The 21,799-nt window shown below is 60.8% G+C and carries 19 protein-coding genes and 1 tRNA gene; 10 read left to right on the top strand and 10 right to left on the bottom strand.

Annotated elements, in window-relative coordinates; translation table 11 throughout:
- Position 1 precedes the first annotated feature (1 nt).
- Entirely contained in the window at positions 2-577 is a 576-nt protein-coding gene (locus tag G6N82_RS04210; protein ID WP_165194030.1) for a YceI family protein, read from the bottom strand.
- 36 nt (positions 578-613) lie between these two features.
- Complete coding sequence (locus G6N82_RS04205; protein WP_165194028.1) at positions 614-2,215, bottom strand: AbgT family transporter; 1,602 nt, start codon at positions 2,213-2,215, stop codon at positions 614-616.
- Between the two features lie 122 nt (positions 2,216-2,337).
- On the opposite strand from G6N82_RS04205, the gene G6N82_RS04200 reads away from it, so the two are divergent.
- Genes G6N82_RS04200 through G6N82_RS04190 form a run of 3 tightly spaced genes read left to right on the top strand, consistent with a single transcriptional unit; the run spans position 2,338 to position 4,180 of the window.
- Positions 2,338-2,913 (top strand): thymidine kinase, encoded by a 576-nt coding sequence (locus G6N82_RS04200; RefSeq protein ID WP_165194026.1) that lies wholly within the window; start codon positions 2,338-2,340, stop codon positions 2,911-2,913.
- Positions 2,910-3,467, top strand: a complete 558-nt coding sequence (locus G6N82_RS04195) for a GNAT family protein (RefSeq protein ID WP_165194024.1) — start codon at positions 2,910-2,912, stop codon at positions 3,465-3,467. Before G6N82_RS04200 ends, G6N82_RS04195 begins: the two co-directional genes overlap by 4 nt.
- A complete protein-coding gene (locus G6N82_RS04190) occupies positions 3,464-4,180 on the top strand; it encodes a site-2 protease family protein (RefSeq protein WP_165194022.1) in 717 nt (238 codons plus the stop codon). The genes G6N82_RS04195 and G6N82_RS04190 overlap by 4 nt, the downstream gene beginning before the upstream one ends.
- Before the next feature lie 3 nt (positions 4,181-4,183).
- Here the strand turns inward: G6N82_RS04190 and G6N82_RS04185 are convergent, their stop codons facing one another.
- Positions 4,184-6,286 (bottom strand): alpha-galactosidase, encoded by a 2,103-nt coding sequence (locus tag G6N82_RS04185; protein WP_165194020.1) that lies wholly within the window; start codon positions 6,284-6,286, stop codon positions 4,184-4,186.
- Positions 6,287-6,372: 86 nt separating this feature from the next.
- Between G6N82_RS04185 and G6N82_RS04180 the strand changes: the two genes are divergently transcribed.
- The 5 genes from G6N82_RS04180 to G6N82_RS04160 all read left to right on the top strand — a co-directional run bounded on the left by G6N82_RS04180 (position 6,373) and on the right by G6N82_RS04160 (position 12,407).
- Positions 6,373-7,875, top strand: coding sequence for an SLC5 family protein (locus tag G6N82_RS04180; protein WP_165194018.1), 1,503 nt, complete (start codon positions 6,373-6,375; stop codon positions 7,873-7,875).
- A complete protein-coding gene (truB, locus tag G6N82_RS04175; RefSeq protein WP_165194016.1) occupies positions 7,872-8,870 on the top strand; it encodes a tRNA pseudouridine(55) synthase TruB in 999 nt (332 codons plus the stop codon). The genes G6N82_RS04180 and truB overlap by 4 nt, the downstream gene beginning before the upstream one ends.
- 12 nt (positions 8,871-8,882) lie before the next feature.
- Positions 8,883-9,152 (top strand): 30S ribosomal protein S15, encoded by a 270-nt coding sequence (rpsO, locus tag G6N82_RS04170; protein WP_165194014.1) that lies wholly within the window; start codon positions 8,883-8,885, stop codon positions 9,150-9,152.
- Between the two features lie 199 nt (positions 9,153-9,351).
- Positions 9,352-11,658: a polyribonucleotide nucleotidyltransferase gene (gene pnp, locus G6N82_RS04165; protein ID WP_165194012.1), complete on the top strand. Its 2,307-nt coding sequence runs from the start codon at positions 9,352-9,354 to the stop codon at positions 11,656-11,658.
- A 68-nt stretch (positions 11,659-11,726) separates the two neighbouring features.
- Positions 11,727-12,407 (top strand): spermidine synthase, encoded by a 681-nt coding sequence (locus G6N82_RS04160; protein ID WP_165194010.1) that lies wholly within the window; start codon positions 11,727-11,729, stop codon positions 12,405-12,407.
- A 4-nt stretch (positions 12,408-12,411) separates the two neighbouring features.
- Here the strand turns inward: G6N82_RS04160 and G6N82_RS04155 are convergent, their stop codons facing one another.
- Together G6N82_RS04155 and G6N82_RS04150 are read right to left on the bottom strand one after the other, a co-directional pair.
- Entirely contained in the window at positions 12,412-13,359 is a 948-nt protein-coding gene (locus G6N82_RS04155; RefSeq protein WP_165194008.1) for a DUF481 domain-containing protein, read from the bottom strand.
- Positions 13,360-13,423: 64 nt separating this feature from the next.
- Complete coding sequence (locus tag G6N82_RS04150) at positions 13,424-14,101, bottom strand: GcrA family cell cycle regulator (RefSeq protein WP_165194006.1); 678 nt, start codon at positions 14,099-14,101, stop codon at positions 13,424-13,426.
- A gap of 101 nt (positions 14,102-14,202) precedes the next feature.
- On the opposite strand from G6N82_RS04150, the gene G6N82_RS04145 reads away from it, so the two are divergent.
- Positions 14,203-15,096 carry an ABC transporter permease gene (locus tag G6N82_RS04145; protein ID WP_165194003.1) on the top strand — a complete coding sequence of 298 codons (894 nt, stop codon included), beginning with the start codon at positions 14,203-14,205 and terminating at the stop codon, positions 15,094-15,096.
- A gap of 18 nt (positions 15,097-15,114) precedes the next feature.
- On the opposite strand, the gene hspQ is transcribed toward G6N82_RS04145, so the two are convergent.
- On the bottom strand, positions 15,115-15,495 hold the full coding sequence (gene hspQ / locus G6N82_RS04140; protein ID WP_165194000.1) for a heat shock protein HspQ: 381 nt from the start codon (positions 15,493-15,495) through the stop codon (positions 15,115-15,117).
- A gap of 161 nt (positions 15,496-15,656) precedes the next feature.
- Here hspQ and G6N82_RS04135 point away from each other — a divergent pair.
- Positions 15,657-15,746: transfer RNA gene (locus tag G6N82_RS04135), tRNA-Ser, on the top strand.
- Positions 15,747-16,287: 541 nt separating this feature from the next.
- Here G6N82_RS04135 and G6N82_RS04130 read toward each other — a convergent pair.
- The 4 genes from G6N82_RS04130 to G6N82_RS04115 all read right to left on the bottom strand — a co-directional run bounded on the left by G6N82_RS04130 (position 16,288) and on the right by G6N82_RS04115 (position 21,772).
- A complete protein-coding gene (locus G6N82_RS04130) occupies positions 16,288-18,195 on the bottom strand; it encodes a prolyl oligopeptidase family serine peptidase (RefSeq protein ID WP_165193997.1) in 1,908 nt (635 codons plus the stop codon).
- Positions 18,196-18,456: 261 nt separating this feature from the next.
- On the bottom strand, positions 18,457-19,410 hold the full coding sequence (locus G6N82_RS04125) for a TonB-dependent receptor (protein WP_165193994.1): 954 nt from the start codon (positions 19,408-19,410) through the stop codon (positions 18,457-18,459).
- Positions 19,316-20,701, bottom strand: coding sequence for a TonB-dependent receptor plug domain-containing protein (locus tag G6N82_RS04120; protein WP_165193991.1), 1,386 nt, complete (start codon positions 20,699-20,701; stop codon positions 19,316-19,318). Before G6N82_RS04120 ends, G6N82_RS04125 begins: the two co-directional genes overlap by 95 nt.
- A 111-nt stretch (positions 20,702-20,812) precedes the next feature.
- Positions 20,813-21,772, bottom strand: coding sequence for a helix-turn-helix domain-containing protein (locus G6N82_RS04115; RefSeq protein ID WP_165193988.1), 960 nt, complete (start codon positions 21,770-21,772; stop codon positions 20,813-20,815).
- Positions 21,773-21,799 lie beyond the last annotated feature (27 nt).

Raw genomic sequence — 21,799 nt, 5'->3', positions numbered from 1 at the left:
ATCAGGCCTGCGGCACCATCCGCGCCTTGAGTTGGATATTGACCCACTTGCCCACGATCAGCCCATACGACTTCATCCCGAAGTCATAGCGGTTGATTTGCGTCTCACCGGTCAGTGTCACCGGATCGCCCGGCTTCAGTTCGCCCGGCGGCCGGTCGAATTTCACCGCCAGCGTGACCGGCCGGGTTACCCCGCGCGCCGTCAGGTCACCCTTCACGGTGCCAGACGTTGCAGTGGTGAGCGCCATTTCGCGGCCCACAAAGCGGACCGAGGGATATTTCTCGACCCAGAAGAACTTTTCGCCCTTAAGCCGGTTCAACGTCAATTTGTCAGGCGCGGTGAGGGTGCGAGCATCGATCGTCACATCCAGTGCGATATCCTGCGGGCGCTCGCGATCGAGCCGGACCGAGCCGGAAACGCTCGGGAAGCCGGCGCTCTTGCTGCCGATGCCGAAGAAACCGACCTTGGCTGATAGATTGCTGCCAGCACTATCGACGGAATACAGCTGCCCGGCAGGCGCGGCTGCGCCCAGCAGCAGCGCTGCAAGAAACGCGAAGAGGAGACCCGGCAACCTCATTGGTGCAGGATACTCCCGATCGCGTCCTTCCGGCAATCAGCTTGCGACAGTCTGAGCGGCATTCAGGGTACCCGGCGCATCGATGAACACGCTCGCGCCCGGCCCCAGCGGCAGATCGAGCACCACCCAGCCAATCGTGAGCGCCAGCCCGGCGATCAGCAGTGCGATCGAATAGGGCAGCATGGTTGCCGCCAGCGATCCCAGGCCGAAATCCTTCTGCCAGCGCTGGCAGAAGATCAGGATCAGCGGGAAATAGACCATCAGCGGGGTAATGATGTTGGTTGCGCTGTCGCCAACGCGATAGGCTGCGGTTGCCATTTCGGGTGAAATGCCCAGCAGCATCAGCATCGGCACCATCACCGGCGAAAGCAGTGCCCATTTGGCGCTGGCCGAACCGACGAACAGGTTCAGCAAGGCCGAGACAAGAATGATCGCGGCCAGCAGCGCCCACGCGGGCAGGCCTGTCGACCCGAGAAAATCCGCACCCTGCACAGCCAGGATCAGGCCCAGGTTCGACCACGCGAACATCGCCACGAAATGCGCAGCGGCGAAGGCCAGCACCAGGTAATAGGCCAGGTCCTCCATCGATCCGGACATCATCTTAACCAGGTCGCGATGGTCGGAAATCGTACCTGCGCCTTTGCCATAGGCCCATGCGGCCAGCAGGAAGAGAATGAAGAAGCCGGCGACGAGGCTCTGGTAGAACGGCGTCAACTGCGCTTCGGGGGTGGCGCTCTCGTCAATCAGCGGCGTACCCGGGCCAAAGGTGAAACCCAGCCACAGCGCCACCACGCCAAACACGGCCAGGCCGGCATTTCGCAGGCCCCTGCGCTCGGCATCGGTGAGCGGGCGATCGCTGTCCTCATCGTCGGCCGGGCGACCGGCGCCGGCCGGGTCCCATTTGCCCAGCCGCGGCTCGATCACCTTGTCGGTGATGTACCAGATCACCGGCAGGAACACGAAAGTCATCGCGGCGATGAAGTACCAGTTCCCCGCGATATTGGCGGTGAAATCCCCGAATACCGTCTCGACCGCCGCCTCGGTAATGCCGAACAGCAGCGCGTCGAGCTGGCCGGGCAGGAGATTGGCCGAAAAGCCGCCGGAAACCCCGGCAAAAGTCGCAGCGATGCCCGCCACCGGATGGCGCCCGGCGGCGTGGAAGATGATCCCGGCGAGCGGGATCAGCACAACATAGGCGGCATCGGCGGCAAGGTTGCCCATCATGCCCACCAACACAACGATTGGCGTTAGCAGCGCCTTGGGCGCATCGCGCACGCCCGCGCGCATCGCAGTGCCGAATAGGCCCGCCCGCTCAGCCACGCCCGCCCCCAGCATCACCACCAGAACATAGCCCAGCGGGTGGAAGTGCGTGAAAGTCTTGGGCATTTCGACCCAGAGCTTCTGGATGTTTTCAGCCGACAGCAGGCTTTTTGCCGCGATCACGGTGGCTGCGCCGGTTTCAGGATCAACTTCCGTCGGGTGCGAAGCCGACCAGCCCAGCATTCCTGCAATAACGGAAATTACGACCAGCCCGGCGATCAGCCAGAAGAACAGGAACACCGGATCGGGCAGGCGGTTACCAGTACGCTCGATCCAACCCAAAACTCCACCTTGCTGCGAAGCTGCCGCCTCTGTCATGAAATTCCCCTCATTCGATATGAACTTGACTTGGCCAAAGATGGAATGGCCGCAATGTCTCCCCTGTGAATGGAAAAGCGGGGCGACTGGTCTGGTTCCCATGCTTCGCTTATCAGCGGGCGATGGCCAAGCTCTATTTCTATTATGCCAGCATGAACGCGGGGAAGAGCTCGACCCTGCTGCAGGCCGCCTTCAACTATGGCGAGCGCGGGATGCGGGTCAGCCTGTGGACCGCCGCGATCGATGACAGGCCCGGTTTCGGTGCGATCAGCAGCCGGATCGGCCTCGCCAGTGATGCGCACCGCTTTACGCCTGAAACGGATATACTGGAGTTCGTGCTGCATGAGCATGCCGAAGGGCGGGTCGATTGCGTGTTGATCGACGAGGCGCAGTTCCTGACCGAAGAGCAGGTGTGGCAATGCGCGCGGCTGGCCGACGAGGCCGGCACGCCGGTGGTCTGCTATGGCCTGCGCACCGATTTCCAGGGCAAGCTGTTCCCCGGCTCGGCGGCATTGCTGGGCATTGCGGACTCGCTCGTGGAGTTGAAGGGAATCTGCCATTGCGGGCGCAAGGCGACGATGAACCTGCGGGTCGATGAAACCGGCAAAGCGGTGAAGCAAGGCGCGCAAACCGAAATCGGCGGGAATGACCGTTACGTCGCGCTGTGCCGCAAACATTTCATGGCAGCACTGCGATGACGAAAGATGATCCGCTGGGCCTGTTGGTGCCGCTTGGCGATGGCGAGGTGTCGCTTGTCCCGTTACGTGAAGGGCATCGCGAGGCCTTGCGCGAGGCTTGCGGCGAAGATCGGGCGATCTGGCAAATGTATGGCGTGAGCTATGACGCTGAGCATTTCGACGAAAGCTTTTCAAGGCTTCTTGCCAATCCGGCGCGATTGCCCTTCGCCGTGTTGGTTGGCCCCCAATTGGCAGGCATGACCAGCTGGATCAATGCCGATCCCAACTGGCTTACGGCAGAGATCGGAAACACTTACCTCAGGCCGCGTTTTCGGGGCGGCAAGGTCAACACGCCAATGAAGCGCCTGATGCTGGCACATGGCTTTGCTTGTGGGCTGAAGCGCATGTACTTTTCGGTGGATACGCGCAACCAGCGCTCGCAGGCAGCCTGCGCGAAGATCGGCGCGACACTTGAGGGTATCCTGCGCAATCACATAATAACCTGGACCGGTTACGAACGCGACAGCGCGATTTTTTCGATTGTTGAGCGTGACAGGGAGCGACTTGGCCTGTGACAGAAGCCCTGACCCTTGCTCTGCTGCTGATCCCGGCTCTCGTGATCGCGATCGTCTTCCACGAAGTCGCGCATGGCTATTCCGCGCTACTGCTGGGCGATACCACCGCGCGCGACCAGCGGCGCCTGACGCTCAACCCGATCCGCCATGTCGATCCGGTGGGAACCTTGCTGGTCCCCGGCATGCTGGCGATGGCGGGTGCGCCGGTGTTCGGTTGGGCCAAGCCCGTGCCGGTGCGGCAGGACCGGCTCGACAATCCCCGCTACGGCATGATGGCGGTGGCCGCTGCCGGGCCGGCGACCAATTTCATGCTGGCGGCCCTTGGCGCAATCGCATTGGGGCTGACCATTCCTGATGGGGCGCAATTGCTGGCTGGCGATGGCGGTATGCCGATGCTGGCAGGGCCGGACGGCGTGAACCACTACCTTTCGACGGGCCTGTTTTTCTTCATCCTGATCAACGTTTTCCTGGGCGTGTTCAACTTGCTTCCGATCCCGCCCTTCGATGGCTCGCATATCGTCGAGGGCCTGCTGCCACCTACACTGGCGCAAGGGTACCGCAAGCTGCGGCCTTATGGCATGCTGCTGTTCTTCGCGCTGGTCGCGGCGACATGGTTTGCCCCTCAATGGGGGCTGCTGGAAAACACCATCGGTCCGCCGGTCGAATGGGCGCTGGACAAATATCTAGGCCTGGCGAGCGCGGTGGCCGGCTAGCGCCTAGTCTTCGGCCTTGAGGTGATAGATCAGGCAGGTGTCGGGCAAGGTCAGGGGCAATTGCAGGCCATGCCTCGACAAGGCCGATCCTGAGTAAGTACCGAAGTTTCGAGCCATTGCCTCGGGCCAAACCAGTGCCAGCTCGTAGTCAAGCGAAGGGTCGAGCCCGGCAAAGTACAGGCGCGGCGGATGCGTGGCTGGATGCTGGTCAAGCACGGCACATTGGTACAAGGCCTCGCGGCGATCCACATCCACGACTCCGATGGCGGAGAGGTGCGGTGCGGTGTCCAGGCGGTGGTAATCGCCGCCATGGATTAGCGTGCGATGTCGCTTGTGCAGGGCGATAGCGGCGGCAAGCGTGGCCCGGTCAGCCTCGCTCTCCCGCGCCAGGTCGAGTTCCATGCCCATATGGCCGAACAGCGCCGTGCCCGCACGGAACGCCATGTCGAAGCGCCGCCCAGTGATGTGGCAGCGCCTTGGCCCCACATGGTTGCCGAGGACGGAGAGCGGCAGGAAATGCGCGGCCCCTCGCATGATCGCATGGCGCTGGCGCGCGTCATTGTTGTCGCTGGTCCAGACGCGGTCAGTACGTTGCAGCATGGCATAGTCGGCCCGCGCGCCGCCGCTGGAGCAGCTTTCGATTACCAGCGCGGGATGCGCTGCTCGCAACCGGTCGATCAGCGCATAAAGTGCCTGCGTCTGCCGATGCACCGTCGGACGCCCCTCCGCATCGCCGGGATGCTGCAAATCGCGGTTCATGTCCCACTTGATGTAGGCAATGCCAAGTTCGCGGACCAGTGCGTCGATCCTTTCGAACAGGTAATCGGCAACCTCTTCGCGCGTAAGGTCGAGCGGCAACTGGTGCCGCGACGCGATTGGCTCGACTCCCTCAACGCCTAACACCCAATCGGGATGGGCGCGGTAAAGGTCGCTGTCAGCGTTGACCATTTCCGGCTCGAACCACAAGCCGAATTCCATGCCCAGCGCGCGGACATGACCGGCCAGCGGCTTGAGCCCATCGGGGTAGATTTCCTCCGATACGAACCAGTCGCCCAGGCCGGCGCGGTCACTGCGCCGCGCGCCAAACCAGCCATCGTCGAGCACGAAGCGTTCGGCACCCACGGCAGCGGCCTGATCGGCCAGCATCATCAGCTTTTCGGGCGAATGGTCGAAATAGACCGCTTCCCAGGTGTTGAAATGCACCGGGCGGGGTTTGCCGTGTGCGGGAAGGCGCGATCGGACGAAGCCAAGCAGGCGGCGGGTGACATCGCCATAGCCTTCGTTCGACCAGCAGGCATGAAGCTGCGGTGTTGTGTAGGTTTCCCCGGGCGCCAAAGCGATCTCGCCCGGCAACAGCAGTTCGCCCGCCTGAAGCGAGAGATCGCCATCCGGCAGCCGGTCCACGCGCAGGCGGTGATTGCCGCTCCACGCCAAATGTACCGCGCAGGCCAGGCCATGTTCCTCGCTAGTTGTTCCGGTGCCCAGATAGAAGCCGGGATAGCTGTCATGGCTGGTGCGGCCCTTGCGGTTCTCGCGCAGGAAGCTGCCCCGCCACAGCTCATTCCGTTCGGCCTGGAATTCGCTCGCCCATCGGCCGGTGAAGCTGGTCAACAGCGTCAGGCGGGCATCAAGCGGCAGGCACAGCGCACTCAGCCATTCGAGCGCGATTGGATTGTCGCTGCCATTGGCGAGCGAGCTTGAGAATGTGGCAACGCCGGATGCTGGATCAAGGCTGATCGTGTGATGCAATTCGATGCTGCTGGCTTCGTCGCGAGTCACGATGGCGCAGGCGCCATCATCGTCGAAGTGGACCTCGACAACCCGTGGGTCGAGCGCCCAGTGCTGCCCCATGGCATGGGCCAGCAAACCGGGCGGTGAAGGGTGGCCGGTGCCAATCGTATTGAGGAAGGAGGCCGTAATCGGGCTTTCCGGCCCGCCCGGCGCGTGGCTGCGCTGGCCGAGCGCGCGCAGCTGTGGCGGCGTTGCCTCTGGCAAGTCCGGTCCGGCGTAGAGCAGGCGTGCGCGCTCCCCGCCCGCGGCGGCGAGCATAATCATGGCTCCACCGGCGCGCAGGATCACCGCTTCATCGGAAATTTCGTTGGCCATTCGATCCTTGCCCTGCGCGTTTCCCCAAGCCTCTATCGGATTTGATCAGCGCTCGCTATCGCATGCACAAGGGAGAGGGACATAATATGGCAAATCCGGTCCAGCTTGCGGTTTTTGTGGGACTTATGGTGCTGCTTGCCGCCATGACCTGGCGCAAGGTCGCTGCCGCGCGCGCCGCCAGCCACGCTGCGGCGGACAAGGAAATCTTCCTCGCCGGCGGGGGGCTGAGCTGGTTCTTTGTGGCCGGGGCGATAACGCTGACGAACCTGTCGACCGATCAGCTGGTGGGCATGAACGGCAACCAGATGCTGCTACTCGCATGGTGGGAGCTGGCAGGGTTTGTCGGCCTGCTGATGCTCGCCTTCGTTTTCGTGCCGATCTATTATCGCAACAACTGCACAACGATCACGCAATTGCTTGAACAGCGCTATGACGGGGCGAGCATTCGCACAGTGATCTCGGCGCTGTTCCTGCTGGGCAATTTCTTCATCTATCTCCCCGCCGTGATCTACTCGGGCGCGCTGTTCATGCAGACGCTGTTTGGTGTGGAGGCTCCGCTGATCACAGTCGCTGCGGTATTCGCAATCGTCGGCGCGGCCTATGCCATCCTCGGCGGCCTGCGGGCGGTGGCTGTGCTCGATACCTATGCCGGGGTAGGCATCCTGGCGCTGGCGCTGGTCGTGGTGTTCCTGGCGATGCAGGCGGTCGGCTGGGACATTAACACCGGCGTGCCGGAAGAACGGCTGACAATGATCGGTGCGCTCGACAGCCCGATCCCGTTCCACACGCTGTTCACCGGCATGCTGTTCATCCAGATCTTCTATTGGTCGACCAACCAGAACATCACCCAAAAGGCGCTGGCCGCGCCCAATGTGAAAGAGGCGCAGAAAGGCGTGATCGCCGCGGCAGTGATCCGCGTGCTGATCGTGCCGCCAATCGTGGTGCTCCCCGGCATCGTCGCCTTCAAGCTGTTCGGCGATGTAGATGACCGGGCCTATGCGATGGTAGTGGGCGAGGTGCTGCCCAGCTGGACCAGCGGCATGTTCGCGGCGATGATCGCGGCGGCGGTGCTGACCACCTATTCGGCGGTAATGAACGCCACCATCACGCTGTGGTCGGTCGATTTCCACCGGCGCTTCATCAACCCCGATGTCGATGTGAAGCGGCTTAACCGGATTGTCGGCATACTTGCGATGCTGGCGTCAATCGCGCTGGTGCCGCTCTATGCCGGGGCGGAGAGCATCATCAACCTGTTGCAGGAACTGAACGGGCTGCTTTCCATGCCGATCCTTTCGGCTTTCATCGCTGCGCTTTTGTTCCGCAATATGGACGCCCGCGCGGCGGTGGCAGGACTAGTGTGGGGCTTTTCGATCTATGCTTTCCACACATTCTATCTATACGTGCCGGCCAATTTCGGCGGGGTCAGTTGGTATGCCACCATCGGCCTCCCATGGGTGCATTACATCGATGTGATGGTGTTCGTGTTGTTCAGCTCGGTGGCGGTGGCGTTACTGACCAACCGGTTGGTGTTCGGCAATCGAGCCATCCTTGCATTCGGGCGGAGCGATCCCCAGCCTGACGGCGCATGAGCGAGCTTAAACCCGCCCCCCATGGATGGCTGATCCTGGACAAGCCGCGCGGGCTTGGCTCGACCCAGGCGGTCGGCATGGTCAAGCGCGTGCTGCGCCAGGGCGGCTTTGCCAAGACCAAGGTCGGTCATGGCGGCACACTGGACCCTCTGGCAGAAGGCGTGCTGCCGATCGCGCTGGGCGAAGCGACCAAGCTGGCCGGCCGGATGCTGGATGCTAGCAAGATCTATGAATTCACCGTCCAGTTCGGCGAGGAAACCGACACGCTCGACACCGAAGGCGAGGTGATTGCGCGCTCGGACCGTAGGCCCCCGATGGCAGCGGTGGCAGCGATCCTTGAGTACTTCACCGGCGAGATCGAACAGGTTCCACCCGCCTATTCAGCGATCAAGGTGGACGGGAAACGCGCCTATGACCGGGCGCGGGCAGGGGAGGAAGTTGAGATCAACACGCGCCGGGTGACCGTGCATTCGCTTCAATTTGCCAGCGAGCGTTTTGACCCGGAATTGCGCTCCGCATTCCAGACAACCACCGGCCGGCCCGATCCCTACGACCCCTCGGCTCCGCTTGAGCTGGCCGAAAGCGTGACGCTCATCGCCCATGTCTCAAAGGGCACCTATATCCGCAGCCTTGCCCGGGATATCGCCCATGCCCTTGGAACCTGCGGCCATGTCACCTATCTAAGGCGGATCAAGGCCGGCCCATTCACCGAAAAACAGGCGATTTCGCTGGACAAGTGCGAGGAAATCGCTAAGGGCGCGAGCCTTCAAGACCTCCTCCTGCCGCTCGAGGCGGGGCTGGACGACATCCCGGCCTTGCAACTCGATTCCGTTAGCGCGCAGGCGGTCCGCCAGGGCCGGGTGCTTACGGAGCTGCCCCAAAGCGACGGGCTCTATCTGGCAAGGCTGGGCAATGTTCCGGTGGCGCTGATGGAACTCACCGCTGGTACGGCCAAGGTCGTCCGGGGTTTCAACCTTCCCGATGTCGCTGAGTAAGAGAGAAACAACATGTCGGTAACCGCCGAAGCAAAGCAGAAGATCATCAAGGACAATGCCCGCGATTCAAACGACACGGGCAGCCCGGAAGTACAGGTCGCGATCCTTACCGAGCGTATCCGCAACCTGACCGAACACTTCAAGGGCCACCACAAGGACAACCATTCGCGTCGTGGTTTGCTGATGATGGTCAACAAGCGTCGCAGCCTGCTCGCCTATCTCAAGAAGAAGGACGTCGAGCGCTACAACGCCCTGATCCAGAAGCTGGGTCTGCGTAAGTAGGAATTTCACGAAGCGGCCCGCACTGGGCCGCTTCGCATATCGGCGCACCCCAACGGTGCGCAACAAGACAAGGCTATCCTTCGCAATTCGGTGAAGGGGCCCCGGGGCACACAGGCCCCACACCGGACCGGGACGGAAAACCCGGAAATTGTAGGCCCCGCGCGGCAATATGGCCCCGCGGGTTCAAGAAGGAAAATCAATGTTCGACACGAAAACCGTATCGCTGGAGTGGGGCGGAAAGACCCTCACTCTGGAAACCGGCCGTATTGCCCGTCAAGCCGACGGTGCTGTTCTGGCCACTTATGGCGAAACCGTGGTGCTGTGCGCAGTGACCGCCGCCAAGAGCGTCAAGGAAGGGCAGGACTTCTTCCCGCTGACCGTTCACTACCAGGAAAAATTCTCCTCTGCCGGCCGCATCCCGGGCGGCTTCTTCAAGCGCGAACGTGGCGCGACCGAAAAGGAAACGCTCACCAGCCGCCTGATCGACCGCCCCGTGCGTCCGCTGTTCCCCGAAGGTTTCTACAACGAAATCAACGTTATCGCGCAGGTCTTTAGCTATGATGGCGAATGCGAGCCCGATGTGCTGGCGATGATCGCCGCATCGGCTGCGCTGACCATTTCGGGCGTTCCGTTCATGGGTCCGATCGGCGCCTGCCGCGTCGGGTTCAAGGATGGCGAATATATCCTCAACCCGAAGCAGTCGGCTTCGCTGACCGACGGCGGTCGCCTCGACCTCGTGGTCGCTGCCACCCATGACGCAGTGATGATGGTCGAATCCGAAGCCAAGGAACTCAACGAGCAGGAAATGCTCGGTGCAGTGGCCTTCGCGCACGACGCGATCCGTCCGGTGGTCAAGGCGATCATCGATCTTGCCGAACAGGCTGCCAAGGAACCGTGGGAAGTCGCCTCGCAAGATGGCAATGACGACATGAAGTCGGCCATCAAAGCGATGATCGGCGACGATATCGCCGCTGCCTACAAGCTGACCGACAAGTCGGCCCGTTCGGACGCGCTCAACGCTGCGCGCGAGAAGGTCAAGGCACACTATGCTTCGGAGGAATTCGACGGCCAGCAGCGCATGACCGCGATCAAGCTGACCAAGAAGATCGAAGCAGACATCGTGCGCGGCGCGATCCTAATGGACGGCACCCGCATCGACGGCCGCAAGCTCGACCAGGTTCGCCCGATCGAAGCAATCGTCGGCGTCCTGCCGCGCGCCCACGGCTCGTCGCTGTTTACCCGTGGCGAGACGCAGGCACTGTGCTCGACCACCCTTGGCACCAAGGATGCCGAGCAGATGATCGACGGCCTCGAAGGCCTGAGCTACGAGCGCTTCATGCTGCACTACAACTTCCCGCCCTATTCGGTCGGTGAAGTGGGCCGCTTCGGCGCACCCTCGCGTCGTGACACGGGGCATGGCAAGCTGGCCTGGCGCGCGCTGCACAATGTGCTGCCGAGCCATGAGGACTTCCCCTACACGATCCGTGTCCTGAGCGACATCACCGAGTCCAACGGCTCGAGCTCGATGGCGACCGTATGCGGTGGCTGTCTGTCGATGATGGATGCCGGTGTTCCGATCGAACGCCCGGTCTCCGGTATCGCCATGGGTCTGATCCTCGAAGGCAAGGACTTCGCCGTTCTGTCGGACATCCTGGGTGACGAAGATCACCTCGGCGACATGGACTTCAAGGTGGCTGGCACCGAAGCTGGCATCACCACGATGCAGATGGACATCAAGGTCGCCGGCATCACGCAAGAGATCATGGCGAAGGCGCTCGAGCAGGCAAAAGCCGGCCGCACGCACATTCTCGGTGAAATGCAGAAGGCGCTGGGTTCGGCTCGCACCGAGGTCAGCAAGCATGCACCGCGCATCGAGACGATCCAGATCGACAAGTCGAAGATCCGTGACGTGATCGGCACCGGCGGCAAGGTGATCCGCGAGATCGTGGCTGAAACCGGCGCCAAGGTGGACATCGACGACGAAGGCGTGATCAAGATCTCGTCTTCCGACCTCGACCAAATCGAAGCCGCCAAGAAGTGGATCCTCGGCATTGTCGAAGAACCCGAAGTGGGCAAGATCTATTCCGGCAAGGTCGTCAACATCGTCGACTTCGGTGCCTTCGTGAACTTCATGGGTGGCAAGGACGGCCTCGTCCACGTCAGCGAAATGAAGAACGAGCGCGTCGAAAAGCCGACCGACGTCGTGTCGGAAGGTATGGAAGTGAAGGTCAAGGTGCTCGAGATCGACAATCGCGGCAAGGTCCGCCTGTCGATGCGCGTGGTTGACCAGGAAACCGGCGAAGAGCTGGAAGATACCCGCCCGCCCCGCGAACCGCGTGAACCGCGCGGCGATCGTGGTGATCGCGGCGATCGGCGGGGCCCGCGCGGCAACCGCGACCGCGACCGCGGCCGCGGCGGCGACCGTGGCGGTCGGCGTGACCGCGGTGACGACGGTGCCAATGACTCTGGGGGACCGGCGCATGTTCCGGACTTCCTGAAGGACTGATCCTGAGGGATTTGAAACAGGAAAGGGCCGCGAGCATTTCGCGGCCCTTTTCGTTTGGAGTGTAACCTATGCTTCCCCGCCAAACCCTTGCCACCGCTTCCATTCCCGGTGGCGACACGCTGACGCTGATCAGCCACGGGCGCGATTTCATCATCATGCTCGGACGCGACGAGTTGATGGGTACCCGTATGCAGTTCAGCGAGGAACAGCTGGCGGTGCTGACGCTGGAGCGGATCGCGGCAGCGGCGCCGCGCTTGCTGATCGGCGGCTATGGCATGGGCTTCACCTATCGCGCAGCATTGGCGCAGCTGCCGCCCGGCGGACGTGTAGTGGTGGCCGAGGTGGTCCCCGAAATCCTCGAATGGGCGCGCGAGCCGCTGGCGCATCTGACTGGCGAGACGCTGAGCGATCCGCGCGGCGAGATCGTGCTGTGCGATGTCGCGGCGCTGATCGACGATGCCAATGACGGCACTTGCGACAAGTTCGATGCGATCCTGCTGGATGTCGACAATGGCCCCGATGGCATTGTGCGGGAAGGGAACGAGCGGCTCTATTCACGCACGGGCCTCGGCAAGGCGCGCGACGCGCTGAGGCCGGGCGGGGTGCTGGCCGTGTGGTCAGCCGCGCCCGACCACAAGTTCACACAGCGGCTCAAGGCAGCAGGCTTCGAAGTCGAGGTGCGTGAAGTCCGCGCCCGCCCCAACAACAAGGGCCCGCGCCACACGATCTGGTTTGCACGCAAGAGCTAAGAGCTCAGAAATCGTAAATCAGCGTCGCCCGGCTGAGCGTGTCAGTCTTGACCGCGCCTTTTGGCGGGTTGCTGTCATACTCGATCGCGTAGGAGAACCGCGCGGTCACCTTGTCGCTGACCTTCGCGTTGAGGCCGGTCACCAGATTGACGCTGGTATTGCTCGAATCCACGATAACCGTCGCCGATCCCCCGGTTTCCGCCACCGCATTGGTGTCATGCGTCAGCTTTAGCCGGTCGGTAATGTCCCAGTCGAAATCCACGCCCAGCAAGCCCGCGATGCGGCTTTCGCTTTGCCCGTTGTTGAAATCGGTCACGCGATAGGCCGGGCCGATCTTGGCGGACAGCTGCAGGTCGGCTTGCTTGATGATCTGGTAGCCCACGCCCCCTGACACGGCATAGCGCCCGGAGAAACCCTGGAACCGGTCGCGTTCGTATTGCGCAAGTCCATAGAGGAACACGCGGTCGGAAATCTGGTAATTGGGCTCGTAGGCGAAGAAGTATTGTTCGCGCGTGGTCTTGCCATTCGAGCGCTGGTAATCGGCCCGCCCGCGCAGCTTGTGGCGCCAGTCGATACCTTGCCGGGTCAGCCCCAAACTGGCGGTGAGCCCGGTGTTCGAGCTGTTTCCGGTGGCGCGGAAGGCACCCAGTTCGCCCTTGCCATCCCAATTCTCGAACAGGCCTGCTGTTCGCACAGCCTCGATCTTGGCAGCCTCGGCTTCAGCCGCAATCTTCGCCTGCTCCTCGTTATAAGCAGCGAGCAGCACATCGATCTCGGCAGCATCGTCAGGGTTGGTCTGGCGCGCCAGGCCTATGACCGTGCGGACGGTATCCGGATTGCCGGACTCGATCGCGGCATCAATCATCGCCTTGACCGGTTCGGATAATTCCGCCGCGGCCGACACAGATAGTGATGCCGCAAAGAGCGACAGGACGGTTGGCAAAAGACGCATGGATCGCTCCCGGCTGAGTGAGCCCGGTGACACGCAAGGGCAACCGGGCTTGATCAGGAAAGTCTTAGCGTACGCGCGGGCCCCCGAACGGCAGCGGAGGAGGGGGTCTGCGCGCGCCGCGCGGCAACTGTGCCTGATAGGCGCGCCCGCAATGCTCCACGCAATAGGGATAGCCGGGGTTCACCGCCTCACCACAGAAGTGGAAATCGGGTTCGCCCGGGTGGCCCATCGGCCAGCGGCAAACCTTCTCGGTCAGATCGAGCAGGCTGGTCTTGTCCGCGATTTCCGGGCTCGGCTTGGCCGGAACCAACCGGCGCGGCGGCGCAGGCGGGATCGGTGCCTGCTGGTCGCCAGGGCCCTGGCGCAGGAAGCCACCGGGGCCAACCGAGACGATCTTGGGCAGATCCGGCGTGGGATTGGGGATCGGCTGCGAGGGTACGTCGGCCTTGGCGCTGACGGCCACGGCAGGGCGATCTTCCGGCGCAGCTGCAGGTTTTGGAGCGGCTGGCTTGGCCACGGGCTTCTTTGCCATCACTGGCTTTGCTGCGGGCTTCTTCGCCGGTGCTGCCTTACTGTCATTCGCCTTGACCGGCGAAGGGCGCGATTTCAGGCCCAGACGGTGGGCCTTGCCGATTACAGCGTTGCGGCTCACACCGCCCAATTCGTCGGCGATCTGGCTGGCAGTGGCGCCACCTTCCCACATCTTCTTCAGCGTTGCGATCCGCTCGTCAGTCCAACTCATCGAAATTCCAGTTCCTGTGTTCTTGCCCCGCAGGCGAGCTGGCAACGGGCAAATGCCCTTCGCGCTTGTCACGACCGCCGCATCGCACTAGGCGCGCCTGCATGGCCGATCAAGCACCTGCTGCCAACCCGGATCCGGGCGCTGCCCTCGAAAAGAAACTCGCGGGCGAGGGCACCCGGTTTGCCCCGCGCGGCGAACCCGTGATTACCGGGATCAACCGCATCGGTTTGTGGAGTCTCTATATTAAGGAGGTGCGCCGGTTTCTCAAGGTGCACACGCAGACAATCTGGGGCCCTGCGGTCACAACTCTGCTGTTTCTGATCATCTTCACCGTGGCGCTGGGGCGGGGCGGGCGCGAAGTGCTGGGCGCACCTTTTGCCAGTTTCGTGGCGCCGGGCCTGATCGTGATGGGCATGATGCAGAATGCCTTCGCCAATTCCTCCTTCTCGCTGCTGTCCGGCAAGATCCAGGGCACCATCATCGACTTGCTGATGCCGCCGCTGTCCTATGGCGAGCTGATGACCGGTATTGTTGCTGCCGCCGTGACACGGGCGGTCATGGTCGGCGGCACGGTGGCGCTGGCGATGGCGCTATGGCCAGGCGTCAGCGTGGCGGTTGAGCATTGGTGGGCGGTGATCTGGTTCGGCCTGATGGGTTCGACCATGCTGGCGCTGATGGGCCTGGCGACCTCGATCTGGTCGGAAAAATTCGATCACAATGCCGCGATCACCAATTTCGTGGTCGCGCCGCTCTCGCTGCTGTCCGGCACATTCTATGTCATCGACAATTTGCATGGCGTATTCCAGGCGATCAGCCGCGCCAATCCGTTTTTCTACGTTATCTCGGGCTTCCGCTATGGCTTCCTGGGCGAAAGCGACATTGGTGAGGGCACTGGCGCGGTTGTTCGCGCCGCGATCGGACTGGGCCTGCTCAACCTGGCGATGGCCGTGATTGTGTTCCTGGTCCTCAGGTCGGGGTGGAAGCTCAAGGACTGAGACCGGCTTCACGCGGTGTCAGTGCGTCAGCGCGCGCCGCATGCGGTAGCGCCCGCCGTCGAACTGTTCGAACAGCTGCGCAATATGCGGGTGATCGATCGGCCCGCCAGTAGCGTCTGCAAGAAGGTTCTGCTGGCTGACATAGGCGACATAGGAACTGTCGTCATTCTCTGCCAGCAAGTGATAGAATGGCTGGTCACGCCGTGGGCGGATATCTTCCGGGATCGACTGGTACCACTCTTCGCTGTTCGCAAAGACAGGGTCGATATCGAACACGACCCCACGGAAATCGAACATCCGGTGGCGCACGATATCGCCAATGCCAAAGCGTGCCTTGACGTGGCGCGGGGCCTCGATTGTGCGGCCCGCCTGGCTGGAAAAGAACACAGCGCGATCCATAGTCGAGAAGATATGGGATGTTGCAGATGCGAAACAAGGTTTGCCCGCTGCGCTGTCCCCGGATTTAGCGCGAATTTGCACTTGGCAAGGGGCGGGGCTTGGGCTAACCGGCGCGCTCGCTTCGACCAGGGCGCCTTTGCCCGCAAGCGCACCCGACATGCGGAGAGGTGGCAGAGTGGTCGAATGCGCCGCACTCGAAATGCGGTATAGGGGTAACTCTATCGAGGGTTCGAATCCCTCCCTCTCCGCCAAAAACTCCTTAAGTAATTGATATTAAACGATAAAATATCGAATGGATGTCTTGTCCTTCTCCGCTGATACACTGAACACTACAAAGATATCAGTGGGTTACCCTGAAATCGCGATTTTACTCTCCGCTTTGGAGTGAAATTTGTGCAACCCGTTGCATTAGATTTGGGCTTTGGCCGTGTCACTTGAAGGTCTGCAACTGGGCCGAATGCAGACAGTCAGCTTCTGTCGAGTGAGCACCGTAAAGCCGCTATTCCGCTAACGACCCAATTGCGGACGTTCCTTCTTCGTCACCCCGGACTTGATCCGGGGTCCCGCTCTCTTTCTGCAGGCCTAAAAAAAGCTGGATCCCGGCTCGGGGGCCGGGATGACGGGCTTCCTATGACGCAGCCGCTTTCCACCCAAAATAGGTCGTTGCGGCTGGGCGGTGAACGACCCAATTGCGGACGTTCAACCCGCATCGGAGGTGAGGATATCTACGGTAGTTGGGCGAGAGTGACCTGCCTCCCCAATTCTGGACTGTCTTGAGCCAGTCAATTCGAGCTATCGAGGCGGGATAACATCGTACTGATTTAAGCTGAATTGGGCAGTCCAAAATCCAATGACCCGGTCTAGGTGGCCTTGTTCTCTTTGAACAATGTGATGAGCATTTGGAAGCCGTACAATTTCGTGATTTGCTCCTACCGCTTTCAATGCGACTTCGAGCCTATCCGTTACCTCGGGTAGCACGTCGTCATCCGCCTGACCATGGATAACAAGCAATGGGCCACGGAGATTAGCCAGCCGATCAGTTAGGTCGCCTTGAGCATATGCGTCGGGACAGCTTTGGGGCAGACAGCCCTGATATGCCTCGACGGGGACGCGCATCTCCGAAAGGTTCGTACTTGGAGCCATCATGATTCCGGCTTTGAATATGTCGGAGGCTTCGATCATTCCGCGCAGGGTAAAATAGCCGCCCCAACTGTGTCCCATTATGCCTATGCGCTCTCGATCAAACCGATCGCTTTGCGCCAGCAAGGTGCGGATTGCGTTCGCATGGTCTGCTATGACATGTTCGCCAAACCTGCCATCCTGTGCATGGGCGAACTTTGCGTCGCGCCCAGGAGTACCTCTTGCATCAAGAAAAAGTGTCGCAATCCCATAGCGGGCAAAAACTATTGCTTCGGCATAGGTTGGCATGAGAGGATCAGCCTCTGCCATGCGGGTCTGAGGCCCGCCGTAGATATAATCGATGAGCGGCAATCTCTCGCCTTCACGGGGTGAGATAAGCAGTGCTTGAAGCGGAGTGCCATCTGCGCCAGGCAAAGACAGCTTCTCAATCAATACAGGTTCTTCGGCAAGAAAATCGAAATTAATTGACTGATCTGGCTTCAACTTCACTCCGTCTATAGTCAAATTATGAAAATTCATCGTAGCTGGTAAATCAGTTGTCACCACAGTAAGTCCGCCCGAGTTAAATTCAGAGACAGGTATATTTTCAGATTGAATTAGAAGTCTGCTCTCAAGAGACGTGAAATTGAGAGAATATATGCTTTGTTTCGCCCAGGGTTCGCTGCTCTCGACTGTCTTTATGAGTACTATATCGGCTTCCCTTTCCAGCCCAACTACACCGAGCAAAATTTGTTCATCTGGTATAGGGAGAATCGTCAAACGATCGCCTGTGTAAAGGTAGAGCCCACGTTTACCGCTACGGTCACTGACCCATAGAAAACGTTCATCGTCCACTAAGATCAAACGGCGGCTCTCTTCAAATCTGGACGAGTAGAAATCGCCGATTTCATAGCCCACTATCGCCCAGTCTTCCGAACGTTCTTCAACAAGAGTCTCAACCTCGCCAGTTTCGAGATCGAAATGGCGGATTGCCAATTGTCGCCCTGTACGGCTTGCTTCAACATAGCGAAGACCGTTCTCATCGGCATCGAATCCTGCGATGTAAAGGTAATCGAGCGATAAAGGGACTTCTCGATGGGCGCCTCCAGAGCGAGGCAGTATAACCAGACGCTTTCGAGGAATCGGCTGGCCGGCATAGCTGTAGCGAACTGTTCGCACACCCCCTGAGCGGGCACTAATCTCGGTTGCGTAAACATGGGAATCGTCGAGCATTTTTGCTGCAATCCAGCGCCCGGACGAACTCAGTCGGGCACCTTCGGAATGCCAGCGAAACGGCTGCGCGGCTCTAGCGAGTATCGCAGGTTCGTTACCTGCTGATCTTAAGCGCAGCGCGCCGTCATCGGTATGTGAAACGAACCACCGACCGTCTTCGCTCATCGCCTCCCTCAATGGTGGATGATGAGAGAATAGGCCGGGCGCGACTATCTGACGCGGGTCTTCTTCAGATTCGAATGGTAGCTCATCTAAGGCCTCGTAGATTCGCGGTGTCAAAGGCTCGATATTCTGAGCGAACACCGGAAGAGCTAGTGCTAGAATTGTTAAACTCAGGAAGAACCGCATGATCAATCTCCCCCAGAAGAGATCGATGCTACAATATCGGCAAGCACCCAGAAAGCTCTTTACGTGACCCCCTGATTTTCCTCCACGGCCCATCCGGAAGTCAAACTTTGGGCCGATTCCGGACCGTACGTTTTCAGGCTCCTGCGCATGAAAAGCAGTCTTCAGCTGCGATAAGAGACTTTCATTGAAACACGCTCGCTTCAGAGCGCTGAAAAGTGTGCGGAGCAAGCCGTATGGCCAATATCCCTGTCAGCCTGATCGCTAGAAATCGAAGCCGACCGAAGCGATGATCCGTCGGGCCTGCCCCAGCGTGCCGATGATGATCTGACCCGGTTCGCCAGGGTTCAGGCCGCCGGCGAAATTGGGGAACTCCTGTAAGTCGTTGAAATATCGTTCGTCGAACAGATTCTCTACCCTGGCACCCAGGCTGAGGCGACCGAAGTCCACACCCGCCGCCAGATCGACAACGAGATAGGACGGGTTTTCGAAAACCGGATACTCGTCACCGGGTGCATCGAAGAACTGGGAATTGGTAGAGCTCTTGCCCTTGTATCGGCCCTGAGCGCGAACGAAGAACTCGTTCGCGCCGATATCGCCTTCGTACTCCAGCGCGACACTGCCGCTCCAACGGGCAACATTCGGCGGCTGCACGCCGGACAGGTCGAGGCCCGTGACCGGGGAGATCGTACCGTCATCCCACTCGGCGTCGATATAGCCAGCACCGCCAGAAAGCGTGAGATTGTCCGTCAGCTGCCAGGTGAGATCGAACTCGACACCCATCTGCGTCGAGTTCCCGACGTTTACCACCCCTTCGACGAAGCCGCCGGTTTCGGGGTCCGCAGCCTGAAGTTCGAACTGACGGTCGTTATAGTCGATGTGGAAAGCCGCCACGGTCAGGAACAGTGAGTTGTCGAGCAGGCGACCCTTGTAGCCGACCTCAATCTGGTCGGCGGTTTCCTTGCCATATCCCAGCAGGGTGTCGGCACCGGTCAAGTTCGACAAAGAGAAGTCTGCCGGCTCGAAGCCTTGCGAGAATGTCGCGTAGAGCAGCGTCGTCTCGTCCGGGCTTTGCCAGGCAATCGAAGCCCGCCCCAGCACGACCGTTTCGTCGTTCTCGCCATCAAGGGCAGTGTCCAGGTTTGCACGGCTGGTTCGGGTCTTGTCGACGCGCAGGCCACCACTCAGCTCGATCTGGCCGATCGTGGTAGGAGGCATTGACGAAGGCCGCCAGCTGCTCGCGCTCGCGGCGGCTGATTTCGAAGGGAACTTCCGCCAGCAGCACGTCGTCATCCTGGCTAAGAGGATCGCATGTGCCCGGGTCGAGATAGCAGAACGCCTCGCGGATCAGCAGAGTCGAATCGAGATCGCGCTTCAGGTCGAGATAGTATGCGCCCAGCTGCCACACGAACGGCCCGGCATCGCTCGACGACAGGCGGATTTCCTGGGTGAAGGCATCGAACTCTTCGGGCCGCACCAGGTCGAGGACGAACTCGTTCTGAATGTCGAGGTCCGTTTCACGGCGCGAGGACGTGTCGGTGTAGGATGTGATCGACTGCAAGGTGAGGTCGCCGATTGGGATATCGATATGCCCCGTCAGGCCTAAAGTCTCCCGCTCGTTACGTGGATTGTAGCTGAGGTCGATCAGCCGCGAATAGCCGAAATCGGTATCGGTCTCCCTCACCCACACATTGTTGGGTCCGTCGAACTCGTTGTATCGCGCGGTGAGGTAGATTTCGGTTCCGCCCGCCAGTTCGCCGTAAAGCGCGCCGCGAATGCCGTACTGCTCGCGATGGCCGATATCAGCGTCGGCATCGGCGACACGTCCGTTCTCGCGCGGAGTTCTGGGGTTGACCAGGAAGCTGTCGTCGGTCTCACCGAAAGCGAAAACCTTGAAGGCCCAGTCCTCGCCCAACGGGATGTTCAACTCCAATTCGCCGTCGAAGTAATTGTCCGTGCCGGCCCTCGCTTCGATGCGTCCCTCGAATTTGCCTGGCTCCGGCCGGGCGCTGACGAACTTTACCGCGCCGCCGATGTTGGAACCGCCATAGAGAATGCCCTGTGGACCCTTGAGCACTTCGATTCGCTCAAGATCGCCAAAGCGCGACGAGGCATCGCCGAACAACTGAACATCGTCGAGATAGAAGCCGACGCCCTGTGTGTTGCCAAAGCCGCCGAGCCCACGAACGGTCACGTTGGGGAAGCCATCTGCGCGCGTGCTGAGCTGGAGGTTGGGAACAGCGAGGCCGACGTCGTCGATATCCTCAATGTTCGCCCTATCCAGCGTCTCCTGCCCGAACGCTGTGACGCTTTCAGGCACCTCCAACGTGGTTTCGGCGCGCTTGCGCGCTGTGACGATGATGACCCCGGGCGTCAGTTCCGCCGATGCCTGTTGTGCCGCGTCCTCCTGTGCGATGGCGACGCCTGGTGCAGCCAGCACCGCCAGCAGCCCGAAGAGCGACACCCCTCTTCGCAGCGATTCACGGCGATAGGTCGACAAATCCAACATGAAACTCTCCCAAAATCATGTCTGTTTCGGGATCATATCTCGCATATTGCATCCGCTGCCTCTCTGCGCGGAGTGCAAGGTCACTGTTCGATTTGTGTAATGGAACCGCTGCTAGTTCACACCAAGGGCCATCCTGCGCAACTCCGTTGGTGACAGGCCGTAGGCCGTTTTGATCTTGCGTGCGAAGTGCGCGGAATTGGAAAATCCCCACGAAAAGGCGATATCCGTGACGCTGCGATGAGCGTGTTCGGGGTTCTCGAGGTCGCGCTTGCAGCCTTCCAGGCGTTTTTGCACGACATAGCGCCAGGGCGTCGTGCCCCCGCCCTCGAACAGCCAGTGGAGATAGCGCAGAGAAATGCAGTTGCGCGCAGCAATCGTTTCCAGGTCGAGGCCGGGATCGCGCAACATCGGCTCGATCTTTGCCTTCACCGTTTCCAGCTGTGCCAGACGGTGGCTGCTCTCGCTTTCGCGCGGAGCAAGGGGCGCAACGAGAATGGCGATGGCCGCTTCGATCAGGGCGTTGGAGCGCATCGGGCTTTTGTCGAAGTCGATCTGCGAGAGCGACCGCACGTAACTGCCGAGCAGCCAGGCATTAGGCTCTCCGCTCTTCAGGTGCCTGGGCAGGTCACGCCAGCCGTTGGGCACCCAGTTCTTCAAGCGATCGAGTGGAACGACCAGCGACAACTTGTGCAGCGGCTCCAGCACCGAAAACTGCATCGGCTGGGTGTTGTCCCATACGAACACGTCGCCGCGCGAGATCGTCGTCTCGTGGCTGCCCAGTTTCATGTATTCCTTGCCAGCCAGCACCAGTTGAATGGTCAACTGCTCGCTTTCGATGGTAGAGGTGTCTGCGCGCGAGCGGCTGGCACCGCATGGATCGCAGTGGCATTCCACCAGCGAAAGGCCGGGCAGCTTGCTGGCTTTCACGCGGGCGTTGAAATCAGCGCCTATCGGAAATTCTGCGTTCCAGTGGCCGTAGGTCTCGTTGAGTGCCGCCACCCACGCATCATATCGTTCGCGCGAGGGAAATTCTGTGGTGGACCAGCGGACATGATCGATCGAGCCGTGCATTTCCATTCTCCCCTGCCGGAACCAGAC

The organism is Altererythrobacter sp. BO-6, from assembly GCF_011047315.1.
Classification (GTDB): Bacteria; Pseudomonadota; Alphaproteobacteria; order Sphingomonadales; family Sphingomonadaceae; genus Erythrobacter.
This window is presented reverse-complemented; position numbering and strand designations above follow the sequence as displayed.

Bases quoted from the DNA above. Each gene is read 5' to 3' on its own strand.
- G6N82_RS04125 (WP_165193994.1), bottom strand. From the start codon at position 19,410: ATGCCTCCTACCACGATCGGCCAGATCGAGCTGAGTGGTGGCCTGCGC.
- G6N82_RS04180 (WP_165194018.1), top strand. From the start codon at position 6,373: ATGGCAAATCCGGTCCAGCTTGCGGTTTTTGTGGGACTTATGGTGCTG.
- truB (WP_165194016.1), top strand. From the start codon at position 7,872: ATGAGCGAGCTTAAACCCGCCCCCCATGGATGGCTGATCCTGGACAAG.
- G6N82_RS04115 (WP_165193988.1), bottom strand. From the start codon at position 21,772: ATGCACGGCTCGATCGATCATGTCCGCTGGTCCACCACAGAATTTCCC.
- pnp (WP_165194012.1), top strand. From the start codon at position 9,352: ATGTTCGACACGAAAACCGTATCGCTGGAGTGGGGCGGAAAGACCCTC.
- G6N82_RS04210 (WP_165194030.1), bottom strand. From the start codon at position 577: ATGAGGTTGCCGGGTCTCCTCTTCGCGTTTCTTGCAGCGCTGCTGCTG.
- G6N82_RS04155 (WP_165194008.1), bottom strand. From the start codon at position 13,359: ATGCGTCTTTTGCCAACCGTCCTGTCGCTCTTTGCGGCATCACTATCT.
- G6N82_RS04185 (WP_165194020.1), bottom strand. From the start codon at position 6,286: ATGGCCAACGAAATTTCCGATGAAGCGGTGATCCTGCGCGCCGGTGGA.
- G6N82_RS04195 (WP_165194024.1), top strand. From the start codon at position 2,910: ATGACGAAAGATGATCCGCTGGGCCTGTTGGTGCCGCTTGGCGATGGC.
- G6N82_RS04200 (WP_165194026.1), top strand. From the start codon at position 2,338: ATGGCCAAGCTCTATTTCTATTATGCCAGCATGAACGCGGGGAAGAGC.
- G6N82_RS04150 (WP_165194006.1), bottom strand. From the start codon at position 14,101: ATGAGTTGGACTGACGAGCGGATCGCAACGCTGAAGAAGATGTGGGAA.
- hspQ (WP_165194000.1), bottom strand. From the start codon at position 15,495: ATGGATCGCGCTGTGTTCTTTTCCAGCCAGGCGGGCCGCACAATCGAG.
- G6N82_RS04205 (WP_165194028.1), bottom strand. From the start codon at position 2,215: ATGACAGAGGCGGCAGCTTCGCAGCAAGGTGGAGTTTTGGGTTGGATC.
- G6N82_RS04160 (WP_165194010.1), top strand. From the start codon at position 11,727: ATGCTTCCCCGCCAAACCCTTGCCACCGCTTCCATTCCCGGTGGCGAC.
- G6N82_RS04145 (WP_165194003.1), top strand. From the start codon at position 14,203: ATGGCCGATCAAGCACCTGCTGCCAACCCGGATCCGGGCGCTGCCCTC.
- rpsO (WP_165194014.1), top strand. From the start codon at position 8,883: ATGTCGGTAACCGCCGAAGCAAAGCAGAAGATCATCAAGGACAATGCC.
- G6N82_RS04130 (WP_165193997.1), bottom strand. From the start codon at position 18,195: ATGCGGTTCTTCCTGAGTTTAACAATTCTAGCACTAGCTCTTCCGGTG.
- G6N82_RS04120 (WP_165193991.1), bottom strand. From the start codon at position 20,701: ATGTTGGATTTGTCGACCTATCGCCGTGAATCGCTGCGAAGAGGGGTG.